Annotated in this window: 16 protein-coding genes; 10 read left to right on the top strand and 6 right to left on the bottom strand. The window is 45.4% G+C overall.

What is annotated here, in order from left to right; genetic code table 11:
- Nucleotides 1–47: 47 nt before the first annotated feature.
- The gene (locus tag NDI35_RS21550; protein WP_445314514.1) at nucleotides 48–254 is read right to left on the bottom strand and encodes a hypothetical protein; all 207 of its coding nucleotides are present in this window, start codon (nucleotides 252–254) and stop codon (nucleotides 48–50) included.
- A gap of 221 nt (nucleotides 255–475) precedes the next feature.
- Between NDI35_RS21550 and NDI35_RS21545 the strand changes: the two genes are divergently transcribed.
- The gene (locus NDI35_RS21545; protein WP_333156091.1) at nucleotides 476–1,210 is read left to right on the top strand and encodes a phosphoadenylyl-sulfate reductase; all 735 of its coding nucleotides are present in this window, start codon (nucleotides 476–478) and stop codon (nucleotides 1,208–1,210) included.
- Nucleotides 1,211–1,504: 294 nt separating this feature from the next.
- Entirely contained in the window at nucleotides 1,505–2,482 is a 978-nt protein-coding gene (locus NDI35_RS21540) for a class II fructose-bisphosphate aldolase (RefSeq protein WP_445314513.1), read from the top strand.
- Nucleotides 2,483–2,660: 178 nt separating this feature from the next.
- Here NDI35_RS21540 and NDI35_RS21535 read toward each other — a convergent pair whose 3' ends face one another.
- Nucleotides 2,661–3,500 carry a Uma2 family endonuclease gene (locus NDI35_RS21535; protein ID WP_445314512.1) on the bottom strand — a complete coding sequence of 280 codons (840 nt, stop codon included), beginning with the start codon at nucleotides 3,498–3,500 and terminating at the stop codon, nucleotides 2,661–2,663.
- Nucleotides 3,501–3,513: 13 nt separating this feature from the next.
- Here NDI35_RS21535 and NDI35_RS21530 point away from each other — a divergent pair, with 13 nt between their 5' ends.
- Both NDI35_RS21530 and NDI35_RS21525 read left to right on the top strand, forming a co-directional pair.
- The gene (locus NDI35_RS21530) at nucleotides 3,514–3,645 is read left to right on the top strand and encodes a hypothetical protein (RefSeq protein WP_445314511.1); all 132 of its coding nucleotides are present in this window, start codon (nucleotides 3,514–3,516) and stop codon (nucleotides 3,643–3,645) included.
- A gap of 98 nt (nucleotides 3,646–3,743) precedes the next feature.
- The gene (locus NDI35_RS21525) at nucleotides 3,744–5,954 is read left to right on the top strand and encodes a Tex family protein (protein ID WP_445314510.1); all 2,211 of its coding nucleotides are present in this window, start codon (nucleotides 3,744–3,746) and stop codon (nucleotides 5,952–5,954) included.
- A gap of 184 nt (nucleotides 5,955–6,138) precedes the next feature.
- Here the strand turns inward: NDI35_RS21525 and NDI35_RS21520 are convergent, their stop codons facing one another.
- Complete coding sequence (locus NDI35_RS21520) at nucleotides 6,139–7,386, bottom strand: MFS transporter (protein ID WP_445314509.1); 1,248 nt, start codon at nucleotides 7,384–7,386, stop codon at nucleotides 6,139–6,141.
- Between the two features lie 532 nt (nucleotides 7,387–7,918).
- On the opposite strand from NDI35_RS21520, the gene NDI35_RS21515 reads away from it, so the two are divergent.
- Complete coding sequence (locus NDI35_RS21515; protein WP_445314508.1) at nucleotides 7,919–8,491, top strand: Uma2 family endonuclease; 573 nt, start codon at nucleotides 7,919–7,921, stop codon at nucleotides 8,489–8,491.
- A gap of 95 nt (nucleotides 8,492–8,586) precedes the next feature.
- Here NDI35_RS21515 and NDI35_RS29620 read toward each other — a convergent pair whose 3' ends face one another.
- Nucleotides 8,587–8,772 (bottom strand): DUF8622 domain-containing protein, encoded by a 186-nt coding sequence (locus NDI35_RS29620; protein ID WP_510182642.1) that lies wholly within the window; start codon nucleotides 8,770–8,772, stop codon nucleotides 8,587–8,589.
- A 12-nt stretch (nucleotides 8,773–8,784) separates the two neighbouring features.
- Entirely contained in the window at nucleotides 8,785–9,864 is a 1,080-nt protein-coding gene (locus tag NDI35_RS21510; protein ID WP_333177929.1) for a PIN/TRAM domain-containing protein, read from the bottom strand.
- Nucleotides 9,865–10,239: 375 nt separating this feature from the next.
- Here NDI35_RS21510 and hemW point away from each other — a divergent pair, with 375 nt between their 5' ends.
- The 4 genes from hemW (at nucleotide 10,240) to NDI35_RS21490 (ending at nucleotide 14,287) form a co-directional block, all read left to right on the top strand.
- Nucleotides 10,240–11,583, top strand: coding sequence for a radical SAM family heme chaperone HemW (gene hemW / locus NDI35_RS21505; protein ID WP_445314507.1), 1,344 nt, complete (start codon nucleotides 10,240–10,242; stop codon nucleotides 11,581–11,583).
- A 227-nt stretch (nucleotides 11,584–11,810) separates the two neighbouring features.
- Nucleotides 11,811–12,071, top strand: coding sequence for a hypothetical protein (locus tag NDI35_RS21500; RefSeq protein ID WP_445314506.1), 261 nt, complete (start codon nucleotides 11,811–11,813; stop codon nucleotides 12,069–12,071).
- A 113-nt stretch (nucleotides 12,072–12,184) separates the two neighbouring features.
- Nucleotides 12,185–12,457: a DUF1830 domain-containing protein gene (locus tag NDI35_RS21495; RefSeq protein WP_333070296.1), complete on the top strand. Its 273-nt coding sequence runs from the start codon at nucleotides 12,185–12,187 to the stop codon at nucleotides 12,455–12,457.
- A 264-nt stretch (nucleotides 12,458–12,721) separates the two neighbouring features.
- Nucleotides 12,722–14,287, top strand: a complete 1,566-nt coding sequence (locus NDI35_RS21490; protein ID WP_445314505.1) for an FAD-dependent oxidoreductase — start codon at nucleotides 12,722–12,724, stop codon at nucleotides 14,285–14,287.
- A 339-nt stretch (nucleotides 14,288–14,626) separates the two neighbouring features.
- On the opposite strand, the gene NDI35_RS21485 is transcribed toward NDI35_RS21490, so the two are convergent.
- Nucleotides 14,627–15,496 (bottom strand): lipid kinase, encoded by an 870-nt coding sequence (locus tag NDI35_RS21485; protein ID WP_445314504.1) that lies wholly within the window; start codon nucleotides 15,494–15,496, stop codon nucleotides 14,627–14,629.
- Nucleotides 15,497–15,724: 228 nt separating this feature from the next.
- On the opposite strand from NDI35_RS21485, the gene NDI35_RS21480 reads away from it, so the two are divergent.
- Nucleotides 15,725–17,017, top strand: a complete 1,293-nt coding sequence (locus tag NDI35_RS21480; protein WP_445314503.1) for a HEAT repeat domain-containing protein — start codon at nucleotides 15,725–15,727, stop codon at nucleotides 17,015–17,017.
- The last annotated feature ends 20 nt before the right edge of the window (nucleotides 17,018–17,037 follow it).

Below are 17,037 nucleotides of genomic sequence, written 5' to 3'. Positions count from 1 at the left end.
AGCACAATATCGCTTAGTGAACGCTATTATTTTATTAATGAGACAAGTCAAATTTGAGGAGGATAACAAAAACATTTAAAGAATTTTATTGTGTGCGATTTATAATTGGGGGGCAAATTCAATGGATCGCGCGGCAGTCCCATTTTACCCAGCAGAGGAGTGTTGCGTTCACCAAAACTACTACCAGCAGGCGATCGCCATCCTTGAGTTCGATCGTGGGCCCAGCAGCAAAGACTGCTGCAAGATGCGGTCAATCGATTTTAGATTTTAGATTTTAGATTTTAGAATTGAAGAAAGCGCTCCCACTGATAAATCCGGGGGCTGGTGATGAGCATTCGGAGCTTTTTTCTCGTTTCACGGATGAATCCGGGGCCCCCGGATGACATTGCTTGATTGTCAAATTAGTCGGTGAGGGAGAGACGGCGATCGGCTATAATAAAGGGCTAGAGGAAAAGAACACCGAAAACCCGAAAATATGGTTGCCATCCAAAGAAATCTCAACATTGCCGCGCTAGAAGCAGAATACAGTCAAAAAACACCGCGAGACATTCTCAAATTTGCCCTAGAAAATTTTGACAATATCTCCATTTCTTTCAGCGGGGCTGAAGATGTAGTTCTGATTGATATTGCCTCAAAAATCACCAAGAATTTCCGCGTTTTCACCCTAGACACCGGACGACTGCACTCAGAAACTTATCAGTTTTTGGATCAAGTCAGAAAACATTACGGCATTAAATTAGAAGTAATGTTTCCCGATGCAGCAGAAGTACAAGCCCTAGTAGAAGAAAAGGGATTGTTTAGTTTTTATCAAGACGGCCACAAAGAATGCTGTGGCGTGCGGAAAGTCAAGCCGCTGCGCCGCAAATTGAATACTCTCGATGCTTGGATTACTGGTCAGCGGAAAGACCAAAGTCCCAGTACCCGCAATGGTATTCCGGTTATTGAAGTTGACACTGCATTCTCAACTCCTGACCATGAATTAATTAAATTCAATCCCTTAGCAAACTGGTCTTCGGCAGAGGTTTGGGAATACATTCGCGCTTTGGATGTGCCTTACAACAAGTTGCACGAACGCGGTTTTGTAAGTATTGGGTGCGAACCTTGTACGAAGCCGGTATTGCCGAACCAACACGAACGCGAAGGTCGCTGGTGGTGGGAAGAAGCGACCGTAAAAGAATGCGGTTTGCACGCTGGTAACGCACAAACCTAGTGAATCACTCAAGGAGTAAGGTGCGCTAGGCTCACCAAACAAATAGTAGGGTGCGCTAGGCGCACCTTACCCAAGAATAAATGCACTTCACATAAATCGTAGCCGAAGAATTCGCAATTAAAATAAACATAAACTAAGCTGAGCTTACCCTGAAACTTTGATAGAATGATCGACATTCAGAATAAATGCTAGCGGAAGAATTCGCAATTAAAATAAACACAAATTAAGCTGAGCTTGCCCTAAAACTTTGATAGAATGATCAACATTCAGAAAAGTTTTTAAAGTAGGTACTATATGCTCGCATCAACTAGCGAATTGCTGAACACGGCTTTGAGAAATGGTTATGCGATCGGCGCTTTTAACGTCTACAACCTCGAAGGAGTAACAGCCGTCATCAATGCGGCCGAAGCGCTGCACAGCCCTGCTATACTGCAACTTCACCCCAGCGCCCTCCAATACGGACAATCGCCTTTAGTCGCGCTGTGCATCAAAGCGGCCCGCAAATCTTTAGTGCCGATCGCAGTACACTTAGATCACAGCACTTCAGAAAAAGACATTCACCTCGGCTTAGGCGCCGGCATCAAATCAATTATGGCAGACGGTTCTTTTTTGCCATACGAACAAAACTTAATATTTAGCCGGGAAATGACTAAATTAGCCCACGCTAACGGTGCGGCAGTTGAAGCAGAAATAGGCAGAATCAGTGGCAGGGAAGACGGTTTGACAAGCGATGAGAAAGCTGCAAGGATGACCGATCCCGTAGCAGCAGTAGAGTTTATCAAAGAAACTAAGGTGGATTTTTTAGCCGTAACAATTGGTAACGTTCACGGCAAATATTTGAGCGAACCGAAACTCGATTTTCCGCGTCTGGCAAAAATCCGCGCTGCTGTTTCAGTGCCGTTAGTGATGCACGGGGCTAGCGGTTTGCCAGAGTCAATGATTCATGAATGTATTAAATTCGGAGTATCGAAATTTAATGTGAATACAGAAGTTCGCGAAGCTTATATGGGCGTGTTAAAAAGTAGCATTTCTGAGGCAGATCCGGATTTGTTGGAAATAATGGAAAAAGCTATCGATGCCATGCGATGGGTCATTTCTGACAAACTGCAACTTTTCGGTTCTGTCGGTAAAGCTTATTTGCATCACTCTCTTAACGCGGATGACTTGACCGCAAAGAGTACCAGCAACAAACACACAAGCCGCAACCAATCAAGTTTTGATCAAATGTTAAAGCCTGTGTATAGTGAGGCCTTCAGTCTTATGGTGAAGTAAAAAAAAACTAAAGTCCTGACTGCGAACCAGTTTTTATATCATGTCCGATCCAGTGACCGCGATTAAAAGGGCGGGTTTTTGAGATTGTCAATTATTGGTAGATATTTTTCGTGAACCCGCCTCTACCTTATTAGGGGTAATCAACCGGACATAATATTAGTCAGGACTTCAGTCCTCTCTAACTGTTTAAAAATCGATCTGGATCGATGCCAGATTCCCGCAGCCGCAGAATTAAAGACTGCAATTGAGCTTCCGCTGACTCGGCCCGCTGCCGTTGCTGTTCCGCTTCAGTGAGAATCCAATTGCCATCAACATCATACCAGCGCAACCACAGTCGATCGATTCCCTGAAACTCCCCTTGCCACAAACCCAAGCCCAAACTTAGGTCAGGAATCCACACTCGCGACTCGGGCAATTCTAATTCTTGATAGTGTCCGCCCTTCAATTCAAATACTCGCAATTTGTTAGTATAGCGGCTGAAAACGGCATAAATAGGAACCCGCAAAATTTGTTCGTAAACATCCCATTGTCTAGGGGTTTCCTTCTTCGTCTCCGCCTCCAAAACTTGCCCGTTACCCGCAGCATTTCCCGACTGAGGTGGCAACTTTTCTTCATCGGTATTGTCGCCTAAATCTTCTTTTTCCGTCCCCGGCGAAAGCAGTTCTACAATTACAAAAGGATTCACGCCTTCCTGCCAAGTAACATAACTCATCCGCAGTTCGGATCGATCGTAAAGTCGGGGAACTCCCACAACTCCAAACCAATCCGGCCGCTTGTGCCACAGAGTGTGCTGCACGTCATAATAAAGGTTCATGTCGGTGCCGCTAAATATCTCAGAAGCCGGGTAATTCCGAGGTCTAAACGTCAGGCTCAACAACTGCGGCTGTAAATCGTGAAATTCGTCAGGCAAACCAGGTTCCTCCGGGTCTTCGCTGGGTAAATCGTACATCGTCGGCAGCGTTTCTCTGGGCGATCGCGGCGGATCGGTTTGCGGCACAGGATATTTAAAAGGCAACATATAATATTGAGAAATGACTGCATTTATGCTAACATCACGGGAGCATCCCAATGAGGCTTTCACAGGAGTGCAAGCCCTAGATCTAGAAGCGAGATATATCGGCTTTGCTGTGCGGGACGATCGCACTCCTAGAAAGCGATTTTAACAAAAATGGGATGATTCCCTTTTCTTCGTCTCTTCTGTGAAGTTAATCTAAAATCTAAAATCTAAAATCTAAAATCGACTGATCCGAACTTCTGCACTATGATCGACATTCCTCAACTGATTGCTCAAGAACTTTCCATTAATCTGTCTCAAGTCAATAATGCTCTGGAACTTTTCGCCGAGGGAGCAACTATTCCGTTTATTGCCCGCTACCGCAAAGAACGCACGGATTTGCTGAATGAAATTCAGTTGCGGGATATCTCCGATCGCTTCACCTATTTGACGGAAATTGAAGAGCGCAAAAAGTCGATTTTAGAGACGATTAGCTCTCAGGGAAAACTCACTGAAGAACTGCAAGCCAAAATCGAATCGTGTTTGCAAAAAAACGAACTTGAAGACCTTTATCTGCCTTACAAACCCAAGCGGCGGACGCGAGCCACAATTGCTAGGGAAAAAGGTTTGGAACCGCTGGCAAATTTTATCAAGTCTCTGAACTTACCGACGGCTAAACCAGCAGATTTTGAGGCAGAAGCAGCTAAATATATTTCGGAAGAAAAGGGAGTTAAAACCGCAGAAGAAGCTCTAAAAGGTGCTGCGGATATTTTGGCCGAAGCGGTTTCGGAAAAAGCGGAATTGCGGGCTTATTTGCGAGATTTTTTAATGAAAACAGGAGTTTTTGTCTCGAAAATTAAAGAGGATTTCCCGGAAGGAAGCACTAAATTTGAAATGTACCGCAATTATCAAGTTGCAGCGAGAAGCGTTCAGTCGCACAATATGTTAGCACTGTTTCGCGGGGAAACGGAAGGGGTTTTAGATTTGGAACTAACTTTTGATGAATCCGCAGTGATGGCTTATTTGGAAGGTCAGGAAATTAGAACTAGGATACCGGAAGTTAAAGAGTTTTATCGATCGACCTTGAAGGATGCCTTCAACCGACTGATGAAGACTTCGTTAATTACTGAAGTGCGATCGCACAACAAAGCCGTCGCTGATATCGAGTCGATCGCCACTTTTGAAACCAACCTCCGCGAGTTGCTGCTGTCGGCGCCGGCGGGGATGAAACCCACATTGGCGATCGATCCGGGATTTCGCACGGGGTGTAAAGTTTCCGCCCTCGATGAAACCGGGCAATTTTTAGAATATCAAGCAATTTTTCCCCACCAAGCGGCCGCTCAGCGGCAGCAAGCTGGTAAAATTGTCAAGCATTTGATTGAAAAATATAAAATTGAATTAATCGCGATCGGCAACGGTACAGCTTCCCGGGAAACAGACGAATTTGTTTCGGAAGTTTTGGCAGAAATGGAGAGGAAACCGATTAAAGTCATGGTGAATGAATCCGGTGCATCGATTTATTCCGCAAGCGAAGTGGCGATCGCCGAATTTCCCGACCTCGACATCACCGTTCGCGGCGCAGTCAGCATTGGACGGCGCTTGCAAGACCCCCTCGCCGAGCTCGTGAAAATCGACCCGAAATCAATAGGAGTCGGTCAATACCAGCACGATGTTGACCAAAAACTGCTCAAAAAGAAACTCGACGAAACAGTCGAAAGCTGCGTTAATTATGTAGGAGTTGACTTAAACACAGCGTCCAAAGAACTGCTGACATTTGTGTCAGGAATGACGGCAACTGTTGCCAAAAATATCGTTAATTACCGCAACGAAAACGGCGCCTTTAAAAATCGCCGCCAACTCCTGAAAGTTCCCAAACTCGGGCCAAAAGCTTTTGAACAAGCAGCCGGGTTTCTCCGCATTCGCGGCGGCGAAAACCCCCTGGACAATACAGCAGTTCATCCAGAAAGTTATCCTGTCGTGCAGGCGATCGCCAAGGATTTAGACTTGCCGCTGACAGGAATAACACAAATATCTGAAAAAATCAAGACGGTAAATATCAAGAAATATGTCACAGAGAAAGTCGGAGAACCAACACTCCGAGACATTATTTCCGAACTAGAAAAACCGGGAAGAGATCCGCGAGCCGAGTTTAAATATGCCACTTTCCAAGCAGGAATCAAAGAAATCTCCGATTTACAAGTTGGGATGGAATTAGAAGGGATAATCACGAATGTAGCTAACTTTGGAGCCTTTGTTGATGTGGGAGTGCACCAAGATGGTTTGGTTCACATTTCTCAATTAGCCGATCGCTTCGTAGATGACCCCAAACAGATTGTTAAAGTCGGACAAGTTGTGAAAGTGCGGGTTTTGGAGGTGAATGAGAAGTTAAAGCGGGTTAGTTTGACGATGAAGCTGCAAGAAAAACCGCAACCGCAAAATGGCAATAGTGCGAGGCTTCCGGCCCCGCGCCGACGTTAAAACTTTGGGGGAAAGCTGAAATACTCACCGCGCCTTCAGGCCGGTGAGTATTTCAAAAGTCTGGAACTCTCATAAATGCGTGAAATGAAATTCGTCTGAAAGCGCTAACCCAAGCGTATTGCTCTATAGATGGTCTACAACAGAACATTATTGATGTAGGCAACATTGCTTTGGGCAACAGTCCCTAACCCCGTAATCGAGAGGGGACTTCCTGCCAGAATAGTGGGACTGCAATCAAACCAGTTATCAACTGAATGCCACCAAAGATAGCGAGAGAAGGCCCAAATCCAAAGCGCAGTAGCTCTCCAAATATGAGACTGCCTACACCAAATCCAGTAAACAGAGTAAATACCTTCAGTCCCATCGTTTGCCCCAAATTGTTGTCATCTCCGAGATCCGTCACAATTCCGACAAATAACGGTTGAGTCAGGTCATACCCTAAAGACAAAATAAGAACTGCGATCGTCGTTCCCATTGGCGGAATCTCAAAAATCATTGCAATCCCAGCCACAGCAGCCATTACCAACCCTGCTGGAACGAGCCAACGCCGTCCCCACCGATCGACGGCTTGACCAATGAAAGAACTCAGCAATAAACCGGGAATGCCGTACCCAAGAATGTTTAAACCAATGCTCAAGGCATCCATACCGTACCGTTGCGATAAATACAACCCTAGCCATGTATAGACCCCTGAGTGGTAGATACCATTCCACAGAACATAAGCATATGTACGCTTTCCCCGAAAGGTTGCTAATATCTGGCTGTATCCCCTAAAGATTTGGCGAATAGGCGGTAATTTGGTGACTTTTGGTGTATCAAATAAAGAGCCGTAAGGATGAAGCCGCCAAAGCACAACAGCAGCAAGCACAGCAGTACCTAGAAAGAGCGATCGCCAACCTACAAATGGCTCAAGAATCGCTCCCCCCGCAGAGCCTGCTGCCATTCCCCCTTCCATTGCTGCAAACACCAATCCTAGCTTGGCACCTCGCTGATCGAACGGGAATAAATCGCCAATTAAGGCGAAGGTAAGGGGAATCACACCACTGGCTCCAATCCCGGTTAATAGCCGCCAGGTTGCCATCTGCGAAGCATTTTGAGCAGTGGCAGTTAAAGCGGTGAAAATGACAAAAAGAGCAAGCGAGATGCGAATAATAGACCATCGACCAAAGCGATCGGACAGGAGGCCGAAGAATAATGCCATCAGTGCATAGGACAGCATATAGGCTGGAACGATAAAGCCGATTTCCTGAACCGGAACATTAAAAACTTCAGCCAAACGTGGAATCAGGGGAGCAATCATGTACCCCTGTAGAAAAATTAGCCCCGCAGCGATCGAAAGCCACGAAAACAAATCTTTATGCTGCTTTAGGCGAATCGCGGAATCGGCTGGTTCGGTATGGGGGGGATTAAAAGATTCTTTGAGTTTCGGCATGGATTTAAGAGATTTCAACTCATATCACATTTCACAGACGACTAAAATCTGAGAACTTAACTGGAGTGCCAACGCCAACAACCAAAGCCCCTAGCCTGGTAAAAGCTTGGAGTACCTTCTCAACTCTGGAGGTTACAAATTTTGTAGCTAAGCTGTGGAATATAGCCCTTAATGTCAGGATAACTTGACAAATGTCACGATTTATACAAAAAGTGTATATTTAGATACAGAATTTCTTATAAGACTTATTAGTTCAGGTTATCAACAAAGCTAGGATTTACGCATTGACAGAAATCTTTTAATCCCACAAAGTTGTTTGTTTGATGGCTGTGCGATCGCATTCAATTTCCCCATAAATAGAATGTGTTGCGAGAAAACGTACACATTAAACAGTACGGTTCAGATAAGAATAATCTGATTTCCTTTCACAAGTCGGGAACTCTCATAAATGCGTGAAATGAAATTCGTCTGAAAGCGCTAACCCAAGCGTATTGGGCTATAATTGTGTAATCCTCACCAACCTCAAATTTAGATGACTGCAAGTAAAAGCTGCACCTCTATCTCCCCCGAAGACTATTTAGAAGCCGAGAAAGTCCGCCCCATAAAACACGAGTACAGGCAAGGAAAAATCTCTGCAAAAGCAGGGGAAAGCAAACCTCATGTCATTATTATGGGGAACGTATCTGTACTTTTGAGAAACCATCTTCGGGGAAGTGGTTGTATGCCTTACATGGCAGATATGAAAGTTCGGAATGAGACATCAAATTTTTATTATTATCCCGATGTCGCGGTGACTTGTGATGAACGAGACAAAAATGCTGATGAAGATTTCATTCGCTACCCGCGCTTAATTGTGGAAGTTTTATCGACGACAACAGCGGCTTTTGACAGAGGCGATAAACTTGCTGATTACCGCACTTCTGAAAGTTTGCAAGAGTATGTGTTAATCAATCAAGAAAGAGTTAGTGTAGAGTGTTTTCGCCGGAATGCAGAGGGTTTGTGGGCGCCTTATCCTTACAGTCAAGGGCAAGACGTTCAGTTTGCTAGCGTTAATTTTAGGTGTGCGATAGAGACATTGTATGAAGATGCGATCGAGATTGGTTGATTTTAATTACTCCTGAATCACTGATATTGATATGATTGAACCGCGAAGACGCTAAGGACACGAAGGAAGAGAAAAGAAGAAGAAGCTGGTAATTGCTATTTTTTCTTGCTGGCTTTCCAAGTGCCGCCGTAGAAGTAAAAAGGATTGTTTTTACTTACCGATTCCCAACATTTAAGACATAAAAAAAACCACTGCCCCGACTCGTCATACCGGGCGCGGTAGAGAGTCGGGGCAGATTGGGAACAACGATCGCAATATTTGATTCTGATTGGCCTGGCCATTTTTACTCAGTTTCAAACAATAACGGATTCTTGAGGACGGGCGAATATCATGCGACCGGCGCTTGTTTGCAGGGCGCTGGTGACTACGACTCTGGCTTCGCCGCCGACATAGCTGCTTCCTGCTTCTACTACAACCATTGTGCCGTCATCCAAGTAACCGATTCCCTGAGAGGGTTCTTTGCCTTCTTTGCGGATTTTGAGTTCGATCGTATCTCCCGGCAAATAAGTCGGGCGCACCGCATGAGTCAAATCGTTGATATTCAAAACCGGCAGTTTTTGGACGGTAGCTACTTTCGATAAGTTGTAATCGTTGGTAAGTAAAATGCCGTCGATATCCAAGGCGAAGCGGACTAATTTCGCATCGACTGTGGCAATATCTTCGTAGTCAGCCGAGTGAATTTGAATCCGTTCTGGATATGTTTCTTTGATGCGGTTGAGTACATCTAAGCCGCGGCGCCCGCGCACTCGCTTTTGGTCGTTGGCGGAATCAGCTATCAGTTGCAGTTCTTGGAGTATGAATTGCGGGATAATAATTTGACCTTCGAGGAAACCTGTTTCTAACAGGTTTTCAATCCGGCCGTCAATAATGCAGCTAGTATCGACAACTTTGGCAGAGGCTGGTTTAAATGTTCCTTCGGCTACCAACACCGTGTCAAAGCTTTTGGGGTTGATCAGCCGCAAGAAAGCGCGGCCGTGGGTGTCGGTCAAACTGACGCCTGTAAAGCCAAACATGACGCTACCCAAGACTGCGACTAGAGGTTTGATGAAACCGAACTCGCGGGGAATTGGCAGGAGGAACAGCGGAGCCAGCATTAAGTTTGCTACTAGCAGTCCGATGATTAAGCCGATCGCCCGCGTCAGCAGCATCTCCACTGGCATATCGCGGACTTGTTTTTCCAAGCGTCGATAGGTTGTTTGAGCCACTAATCCCATCACGAAGCCGATTAATGCTCCAAACGAGCCTAGTACAGAACTTAAACCTTGTATATTTGTAACTTGCTCCAGCAGCTCGGTCGGCAGGAGTTCGACTCCGTAATAGCCGATGCCTCCGCCTGCGATTATGAATGAGATTATTATGATTGCGTCTAGCATTAGTTCTAGGTTAATGAATTTATTCCTATTATATCTTTCTAGTGCTGATACTTGTTTTCATGCTTTGGTGGGATATCGCTATATATACTCAAGGATTCTCATAAACTTATATTTCGCGGTTGTACCCTCTGGGGGATGTGCGATCGAGCAGATCACGATTTACCACGCCGGGCCGAAAGCAGGCACGAGGTGCGAATAAACCGCCCTGCGGGCTGTTCGGCAATTGTGACGGATTGAAACTGGTACGAGGTTAAATTACAAGAGCCGATCGTTCGCAGCGCATTTTTACTAACAAACTGTCATAATATACATAATTATTCATGACAGTTTAATTAAAACTTTAGATTTGAAGTTGCGCTTTTGGCTTGAGTTGTAATGAACCCTACCACTAATTATTTAACATTGGAATTAAAAAAAAGTGTGCCAGTGACAAATTCCGGGATTCCTAGTTCGGCTTACCTCCACATACCTTTTTGTCGCCGTCGCTGTTACTACTGCGATTTTCCGGTTTTTGTGGTCGGCGATCGCAAAAATGGCGATAATTCCGGCACTATCATGCAATATGTTGCTGTACTGTGTCAAGAAATTCAAGAAACTAAAAATTTAGGCGCATCTCTGAAAACAGTTTTTTTTGGGGGCGGCACGCCTTCGCTGCTTTCTGTGAGTCAGTTGAGCAATATTTTGGAAACTCTCGACGGCAAATTTGGGATTGCGGCTGAGGCGGAAATTTCTATAGAAATAGATCCGGGTACGTTTACTTTAGAACAATTGCGGGGATATGCAGCGGCGGGAGTAAATCGAGTTAGTTTGGGAGTGCAAGCTTTTCAGGATGAATTGCTGCAAGCTTGCGGGCGATCGCACTCTGTCGCTGATATTTTTGAAGCAGTAGAAATAGTGCGATCGGCTGGGATTGTCAATTTTAGTTTAGACCTAATTTCGGGACTGCCACACCAAACTTTAGAAAACTGGGAAGCTTCCCTGAAAGTGGCAGTGGAAATTTCCCCGACTCACCTGTCGAGTTACGACTTAATTGTTGAGCAGGGAACTGCTTTCGGGCGCTACTTTGAAGCAGGCGCGCAGCCGCTACCAGCAGATGAAACCGCTGCTCAAATGTACCGTTTAGCGCGGGAAATTCTGACAGGGGCTGGATACGAACATTACGAAATTTCTAATTACGCTCGCGATGGCTATCAGTGCCGCCACAACCGCGTTTATTGGGAAAATCGCCCTTATTACGGCTTCGGAATGGGGGCGGCGAGTTACGTGGAAGGCCGCAGGTTGACTAGACCTCGCAAAACTCAAGAATATTATCAGTGGGTGCGATCGATCTCTGGCCTCAATTCCCCAGCTACTCCTCAAATTGGGGGGGAAACCCAGCAGGATATTTACCCAGCAATTGAGCCAAATTTTCAAGTCTCAGAAAATGACGTTTTGTTAGAAACGCTGATGCTAGGGTTGCGTTTAGCAGAAGGAGTTAGCCTGTCGGCGCTGACAGAAAAGTTTACTCAGCAAACGGTTGATAAAATTTGGCATTGTTTGCAGCCCTACTGGCGGCAAGGATGGGTGGAAATTATGACGGAGGATAGGGCGCTGGCAACTTTAGGCGAGGGGGCGAAACTGCCGCTTTCGGGCAATTTGAGGTTGAGCGATCCCGAAGGTTTTTTATTTTCTAATACAATTTTAGCCGATTTGTTCAGCAAGTTAGGCGAGGATCATTAGCTCTGTCTGAGGAAGTATACCCCCCGGCAAGCGCGATCGCCAGTAAAGCCGGGGCCGCCAATGCGATCGGAAGCAAATTCAATTGCTCCCTAGCTTGATCCTCTCAAAAATAATATATTTTCTATCGATCCCTAAACAAAACTTAAAGGCGAACTAAGCCTTGAGATAGACGCCACGACTGCACTTCAGCCGTCATACTTAAGACTGAACATTTAAAAAGTAATTTAATGAACACTTTAACTATCGATCGCAACCAAACCCAAAACCAGCCCTGCCTTGTAATTAGCGATCGCGGGTGCAATCCGGCTTCCAAGTGTAATTTTTGCGGTCACTACCAACAGGCAAGAGGTTCAGTCGGTCACTGTCAATTGTTGAACGCACCTGTTAAGGGAGGATGGAAATCTTGCACTTTAGCAATGCCAGCTTTTGCACCTTCTTGGGAATACGTGGAAGGCGCTGATGTTTCCGCGGCAAAATTTATTAATTAACCCAAACAATGTAAAAAAAATGTATAAAAAATTGTGTTTTAACTGGGAATCTGCTATATTAAGTTTAGGCCTGTCGCCGATCGCTCGCACAATTGCACAAACAAGTTAAAAAGATGAATTTGACACTAAATCAGGTAATTTCCGAAGGTCATACGCGCATTTTGTGTTGGTATCTTAATAATACTAGCAAAGTGCAAATCGCTCGCATTACAAATATTCCTAATTGGTATTTTGAGCGGACGGTGTTTCCGGGGGAACGTTTTTTGTTTGAAGCGCTGCCGGAAGCTCAGTTAGAAGTTTGCAGGAGTGCGGAGACGGGTGCGATTGTGTGCGAGCGAATTTTGTGCGATCGGCTGCGAGTTGAAGAGTTAAGCACGGCTGATTGAAGATAATTCCTTAGACTTACCAACCAGAGGTAGAAACCCGGTTTTTTTTCAGAAACCGGGTTTCTCTGTATGATTATAAAAGCTCCGTTGGCGATCGCACTCCCAACCTCATAAACCCGGTTGATTCGTAGATTTCTCGTTACTAAGCCCAAAATTCGTATAAACCGGGTTTCTCGCCACTCCATGCGTCAGCCCTGAAACTGTCGCAAATGTTAATCTAAGCTAAATTATAAAAAATCCACCACTGTTCAATACTAAAACCCGATGTCCCTCACCGAACAAATCCTCTCCCAACTGCCAGCAAACGCCCTGGGAGGCCTGAGAAAAGTCGATCGACTCTGGGAAAACCTCAAACAAAACACCGCACCAGCACCCCAAGCAGTCAAACACAGCCAACAACCCCTCGAAACCCTCGACTTCGACATAGTTATTGGCGGCGGAACCCTAGGAATATTAATCGGTACAGCCTTAGCCGTGCGGGGTTGGCGAGTAGCCTTGCTCGAACGCGGCACCCTGCGAGGCCGCGATCAAGAATGGAACATTTCTCGCAAAGAATTAGACGCATTCTTAGAACTAAATTTGCTATCTGTTGAAGAGATAGAAAAGGCCATAGCCACCGAATATAACCCAGCCCGCATTAGCTTGGCCAACAGCCCAGACATTTGGGTGCGCGACGTACTCAACATCGGAATAGACCCAGTTTACCTCCTAGAAACCTTGAAACAGCGATTTCTCCAAGCCGGAGGCGAACTATTTGAAAATACACCATTTAAAACAGCCACAATTCACCCAGATGGAGTCCTTGTAGAATCGGAAAATACCGACTTACAACCTGCTAAAAATTTATTTAAAACCCGATTATTATTAGACGCAATGGGACATTTTTCGCCCATTGTCCGCCAAGCAAGACAAGGGAAAAAACCCGACGCCGTATGTTTAGTAGTCGGCAGTTGCGCTCAAGGATTTCCCAAAAACGACACCGGCGACATATTTGCATCCTTCACCCCAATGCAAAATCAGTGCCAATATTTTTGGGAAGCATTTCCAGCCAGAGACGGCCGCACCACCTACTTATTTACCTACATAGACGCCGACACAGAAAGATTCAGTTTAGAAACATTATTTGAAGAGTATTTGCGCTTGCTTCCTCAATATCAAAACGTTGAACTCGAACAGTTAAAATTCCAAAGAGCACTCTACGGATTCTTCCCCTGCTATCGTCAAAGTCCTCTAAAAACCCCTTGGGATCGCATACTGCCAGTCGGAGACAGCAGCGGTAGCCAATCTCCCCTCAGCTTTGGCGGTTTCGGCGCAATGGTGCGCCACCTCAAACGCTTGACTCTAGGAATTGAGGAAGCTTTGACAAGCGATAGTCTCAACAAAAATTCCCTCGCACTTTTGCAACCTTACCAGCCGAATCTATCAGTTACCTGGTTGTTTCAACGTTCTATGAGTGCTGCGATGAATCAAAAAATAGATCCTAATCAAATCAATCAACTTTTGGCTGCCGTGTTTCAGGTAATGGAAGAGTTGGGAGAACCGGTTCTCAAACCGTTTCTTCAAGATATCGTGCTGTTTCCGGCTTTGTCACAAACTCTATTTAAAACAGCAATTAGCCATCCCGGATTAGTTATGAAAATTATCCCGCAGGTAGGAATAGCTAACTTGCTCGATTGGATGGTTCATTATGTGAATTTAGGAATTTATACGGGATTGCAGCCTTTGGGAAAAGCCGTAGAACCGCAGGTAAAAAATTTAGCGCCGGAGCAGCAATACTATTTTCACCGATTAGTTGAAGCGTGGCAATATGGCGCTGGAGGCGATTATTAATTAATTAATTGTGGCACGGGCATCTTGGCCGTGGCGAATATAGGAACAGGCAAGATGCCTGTTCCACAACACAAGATAATTTATTGATTAATTGTGGCACGGGCATCTTGGTAGTGGCTAATATAGGAACAGGCAAGATGCCTGTTCCACAACACAAGATAATTTATTGATTAATTGTGGCACGGGCATCTTGGTAGTGGCTAATATAGGAACAGGCAAGATGCCTGTTCCACAACACAAGATAATTTATTGATTAATTGTGGCACGGGCATCTTGGTAGTGGCTAATATAGGAACAGGCAAGATGCCTGTTCCACAACATAATTATCTTAGTTGTGAGTTATGAAGGAGCTATAATTGCTAACGCTTGGGGAATCACTCGGAATTTTGCAGGCGTGTAAGTTTTGATTTCACCGTCGGTATTAATCGGACGGCGTTTGCTAGTATTAACCTCAAATTCTTGAGCTTGCAATGTGCGAACGTTAGGCCGACTGGTATGATTGCCTTGCTTCATAGCCGGCAGCAAAGCAATGATTTCCCACCAGTTTTTTGTTTCCAAACTGTACAAATCCAGTCGCCTGTCGTCGATTGTGGCATCCTCGGCCACTGTCATGCCACCTCCGTAATAGCGGCCGTTGCCAATGGCAATTTGAATAGTTTTAACATAAAAAGATTGGTTTTTTACCTTAATTTCTGCTCGAAACGGTCGCGCTGACAAAATTGTCTGCAAAGCAGTAAAAGCATAAGCTAAAACTCCCCAGCGCTGCTTGACGTTTTTAGTCAGCCGCTGGGTAATTTGCACGCTCAATCCCAAACTCGCAACATTAAAAAAATGTTGGCCGTTAACCCAACCCAAGTCTATTAGCCGAACTTTACCGCTGGCAATTACTTGACAAGCTGCTGATAAATCTGTAGGAATTCCCAGAGTGCGGGCTAGGTCGTTAGCCGTTCCCATCGGCAAAATACCCAAGGGTAACTTGGTGTCTATCAAACCTTCTATGGCGGCGTTGAGAGTGCCGTCGCCACCGCCGATTATTACTAATTCGACTTGATTTTGGTAGTGCCGAATTGTTTCGGGAAGTTCGTGGGCGTGGTCAGTAGATTCTACCATTAACTCAAAACCGAGTGCTTCTAATTCTACAGTGGCTTGAGATAATAGCTTTTGTCCTTTTCGGGAGTGCTGGTTTACTAAAAGTAGAGCTTTCTTCATTTGTTAATTTTTAATTAGGAATATTGCGTCTTTTAAATTACAAAAAGTATAGCTTGATGCCTTAACTGCATGAAATTAATGCTTTACTTCCATTTTACCAGTTATGATGGATTGACAAAAATGTTAAAAAATGGATAATTGTACCAAAAGATTCCTAAAAAGTAGCTCCCTCCCGCTCTGACCTAGCAGCAAAAAACCTCGCTTCTCGATCGAACTTAATTTAAAATCATGTATAATCTTTTACAAAAAGCCCAAGTCGCTGCCGATCGCCAAAACTGGCCTGGGCTAGTCGAATGCTTGCAGGAAGTGACAGCCAAGGGCAGTAAGCCGCAGGAACAGCACATTTTAGAACAAGCTGTCAGTTTAGCAATACAAGCCTTGGAATGGGGCGATTTTCAAGACCGTTGGGAAATTGCTAAAGTATTGCCCAATCTGGGAAATTGCGCGATCGCACCTTTAATTGCCGTGCTCGAAGACGAAGACGCAGACACGGAACCCCGGTGGTTCGCCGCCCGCATCCTCGGAAAGTTCGATCGTCCAGAAGTGATTCAAGCTTTAGTAGAATTGGTCAAAAATTCCGACGAAGAATTGAGCCAAATCGCCGCCGAAACCCTAGGGAATTTGGGCCAAACAGCCATAGAATCCCTAGCAACTCTCTTGCAGCAAAAAGACTCGCGACAGTTTGCAACAGCAGCACTCGCCCAAATTCGGCGCACCGAAACCATCGCACCGCTGTTGAGCGTAGCCGCAGACTCTCAAGTTGCGGTGCGGGCAGCCGCAATCGAGGCCCTGAGCAGCTTTCACGACTCCCGCATCCCGCCGGTACTGGTAGCAGCGCTCAAAGATCCGGCGACAGCAGTCAGAAAAGAAGCCGTGCGAGCTCTCGGGGTGCGCGCCTATTTAGATGCAGAATTAGATTTAGTTAACTTGCTCAAACCTTTGCTTTCGGACATTCGATTAGAAGTTTGTCAGCAAGCGGCGATCGCGATCGGGCGAGTGAAAACCGATGCTGCTGCTGCTGCTTTATTTGAATTGCTGCGATCGCCCACAACTCCAGTTGAACTGCAAATCGAAACTGTACGTGCCCTAATCTGGATGGAAACTGCCACCGCTTTAGCATATTTGCATCAGACCTTAATAACCCAAATTACTAACATAAACTCTCCTATTTATCAAGAGATAGTCACTGTTTTAGGGCGAGTAGAAAAGCCGGAATTAAAAGCTGCTGCTGCCGAAATTCTGATAGATTTGCTGAAAACAAATCATCCGGCAGTGCAGGAGGCAGTTAGCAAAAAATCTTTAGCTTTAGGTTTAGGAAAATTAGGAGATATGAGAGGGCTAGATGCTCTGATTTCAATGTTGGCCGACGCAGACAGCAGCGTCAGGCTGCACTGCATGGCAGCGCTCAAACAGCTAGGTGCTGCCGAGGTCAGGCAGAAATTAGAAAACTTAGTGAAACAAGAGAGTCTCGAACCGAGATTGAAACAAGGAATTGCGATCGCCCTGCAAGAATGGCAATAAAATCAAGAGCGAGCGGATTT

This window comes from Microcoleus vaginatus FACHB-2002 (assembly GCF_040004035.1).
GTDB lineage: Bacteria > Cyanobacteriota > Cyanobacteriia > Cyanobacteriales > Microcoleaceae > Microcoleus > Microcoleus vaginatus_C.
This window is presented reverse-complemented; position numbering and strand designations above follow the sequence as displayed.

What these genes read in the sequence shown, in the direction of transcription:
- NDI35_RS21545 (WP_333156091.1), top strand. Translation starts at nt 476, where the DNA reads ATGGTTGCCATCCAAAGAAATCTCAACATTGCCGCGCTAGAAGCAGAA.
- NDI35_RS21540 (WP_445314513.1), top strand. Translation starts at nt 1,505, where the DNA reads ATGCTCGCATCAACTAGCGAATTGCTGAACACGGCTTTGAGAAATGGT.
- NDI35_RS21535 (WP_445314512.1), bottom strand. Translation starts at nt 3,500, where the DNA reads ATGTTGCCTTTTAAATATCCTGTGCCGCAAACCGATCCGCCGCGATCG.
- NDI35_RS21530 (WP_445314511.1), top strand. Translation starts at nt 3,514, where the DNA reads ATGACTGCATTTATGCTAACATCACGGGAGCATCCCAATGAGGCTTTC.
- NDI35_RS21525 (WP_445314510.1), top strand. Translation starts at nt 3,744, where the DNA reads ATGATCGACATTCCTCAACTGATTGCTCAAGAACTTTCCATTAATCTG.
- NDI35_RS21520 (WP_445314509.1), bottom strand. Translation starts at nt 7,386, where the DNA reads ATGCCGAAACTCAAAGAATCTTTTAATCCCCCCCATACCGAACCAGCC.
- NDI35_RS21515 (WP_445314508.1), top strand. Translation starts at nt 7,919, where the DNA reads ATGACTGCAAGTAAAAGCTGCACCTCTATCTCCCCCGAAGACTATTTA.
- NDI35_RS29620 (WP_510182642.1), bottom strand. Translation starts at nt 8,772, where the DNA reads ATGGCCAGGCCAATCAGAATCAAATATTGCGATCGTTGTTCCCAATCT.
- NDI35_RS21510 (WP_333177929.1), bottom strand. Translation starts at nt 9,864, where the DNA reads ATGCTAGACGCAATCATAATAATCTCATTCATAATCGCAGGCGGAGGC.
- hemW (WP_445314507.1), top strand. Translation starts at nt 10,240, where the DNA reads ATGAACCCTACCACTAATTATTTAACATTGGAATTAAAAAAAAGTGTG.
- NDI35_RS21500 (WP_445314506.1), top strand. Translation starts at nt 11,811, where the DNA reads ATGAACACTTTAACTATCGATCGCAACCAAACCCAAAACCAGCCCTGC.
- NDI35_RS21495 (WP_333070296.1), top strand. Translation starts at nt 12,185, where the DNA reads ATGAATTTGACACTAAATCAGGTAATTTCCGAAGGTCATACGCGCATT.
- NDI35_RS21490 (WP_445314505.1), top strand. Translation starts at nt 12,722, where the DNA reads ATGTCCCTCACCGAACAAATCCTCTCCCAACTGCCAGCAAACGCCCTG.
- NDI35_RS21485 (WP_445314504.1), bottom strand. Translation starts at nt 15,496, where the DNA reads ATGAAGAAAGCTCTACTTTTAGTAAACCAGCACTCCCGAAAAGGACAA.
- NDI35_RS21480 (WP_445314503.1), top strand. Translation starts at nt 15,725, where the DNA reads ATGTATAATCTTTTACAAAAAGCCCAAGTCGCTGCCGATCGCCAAAAC.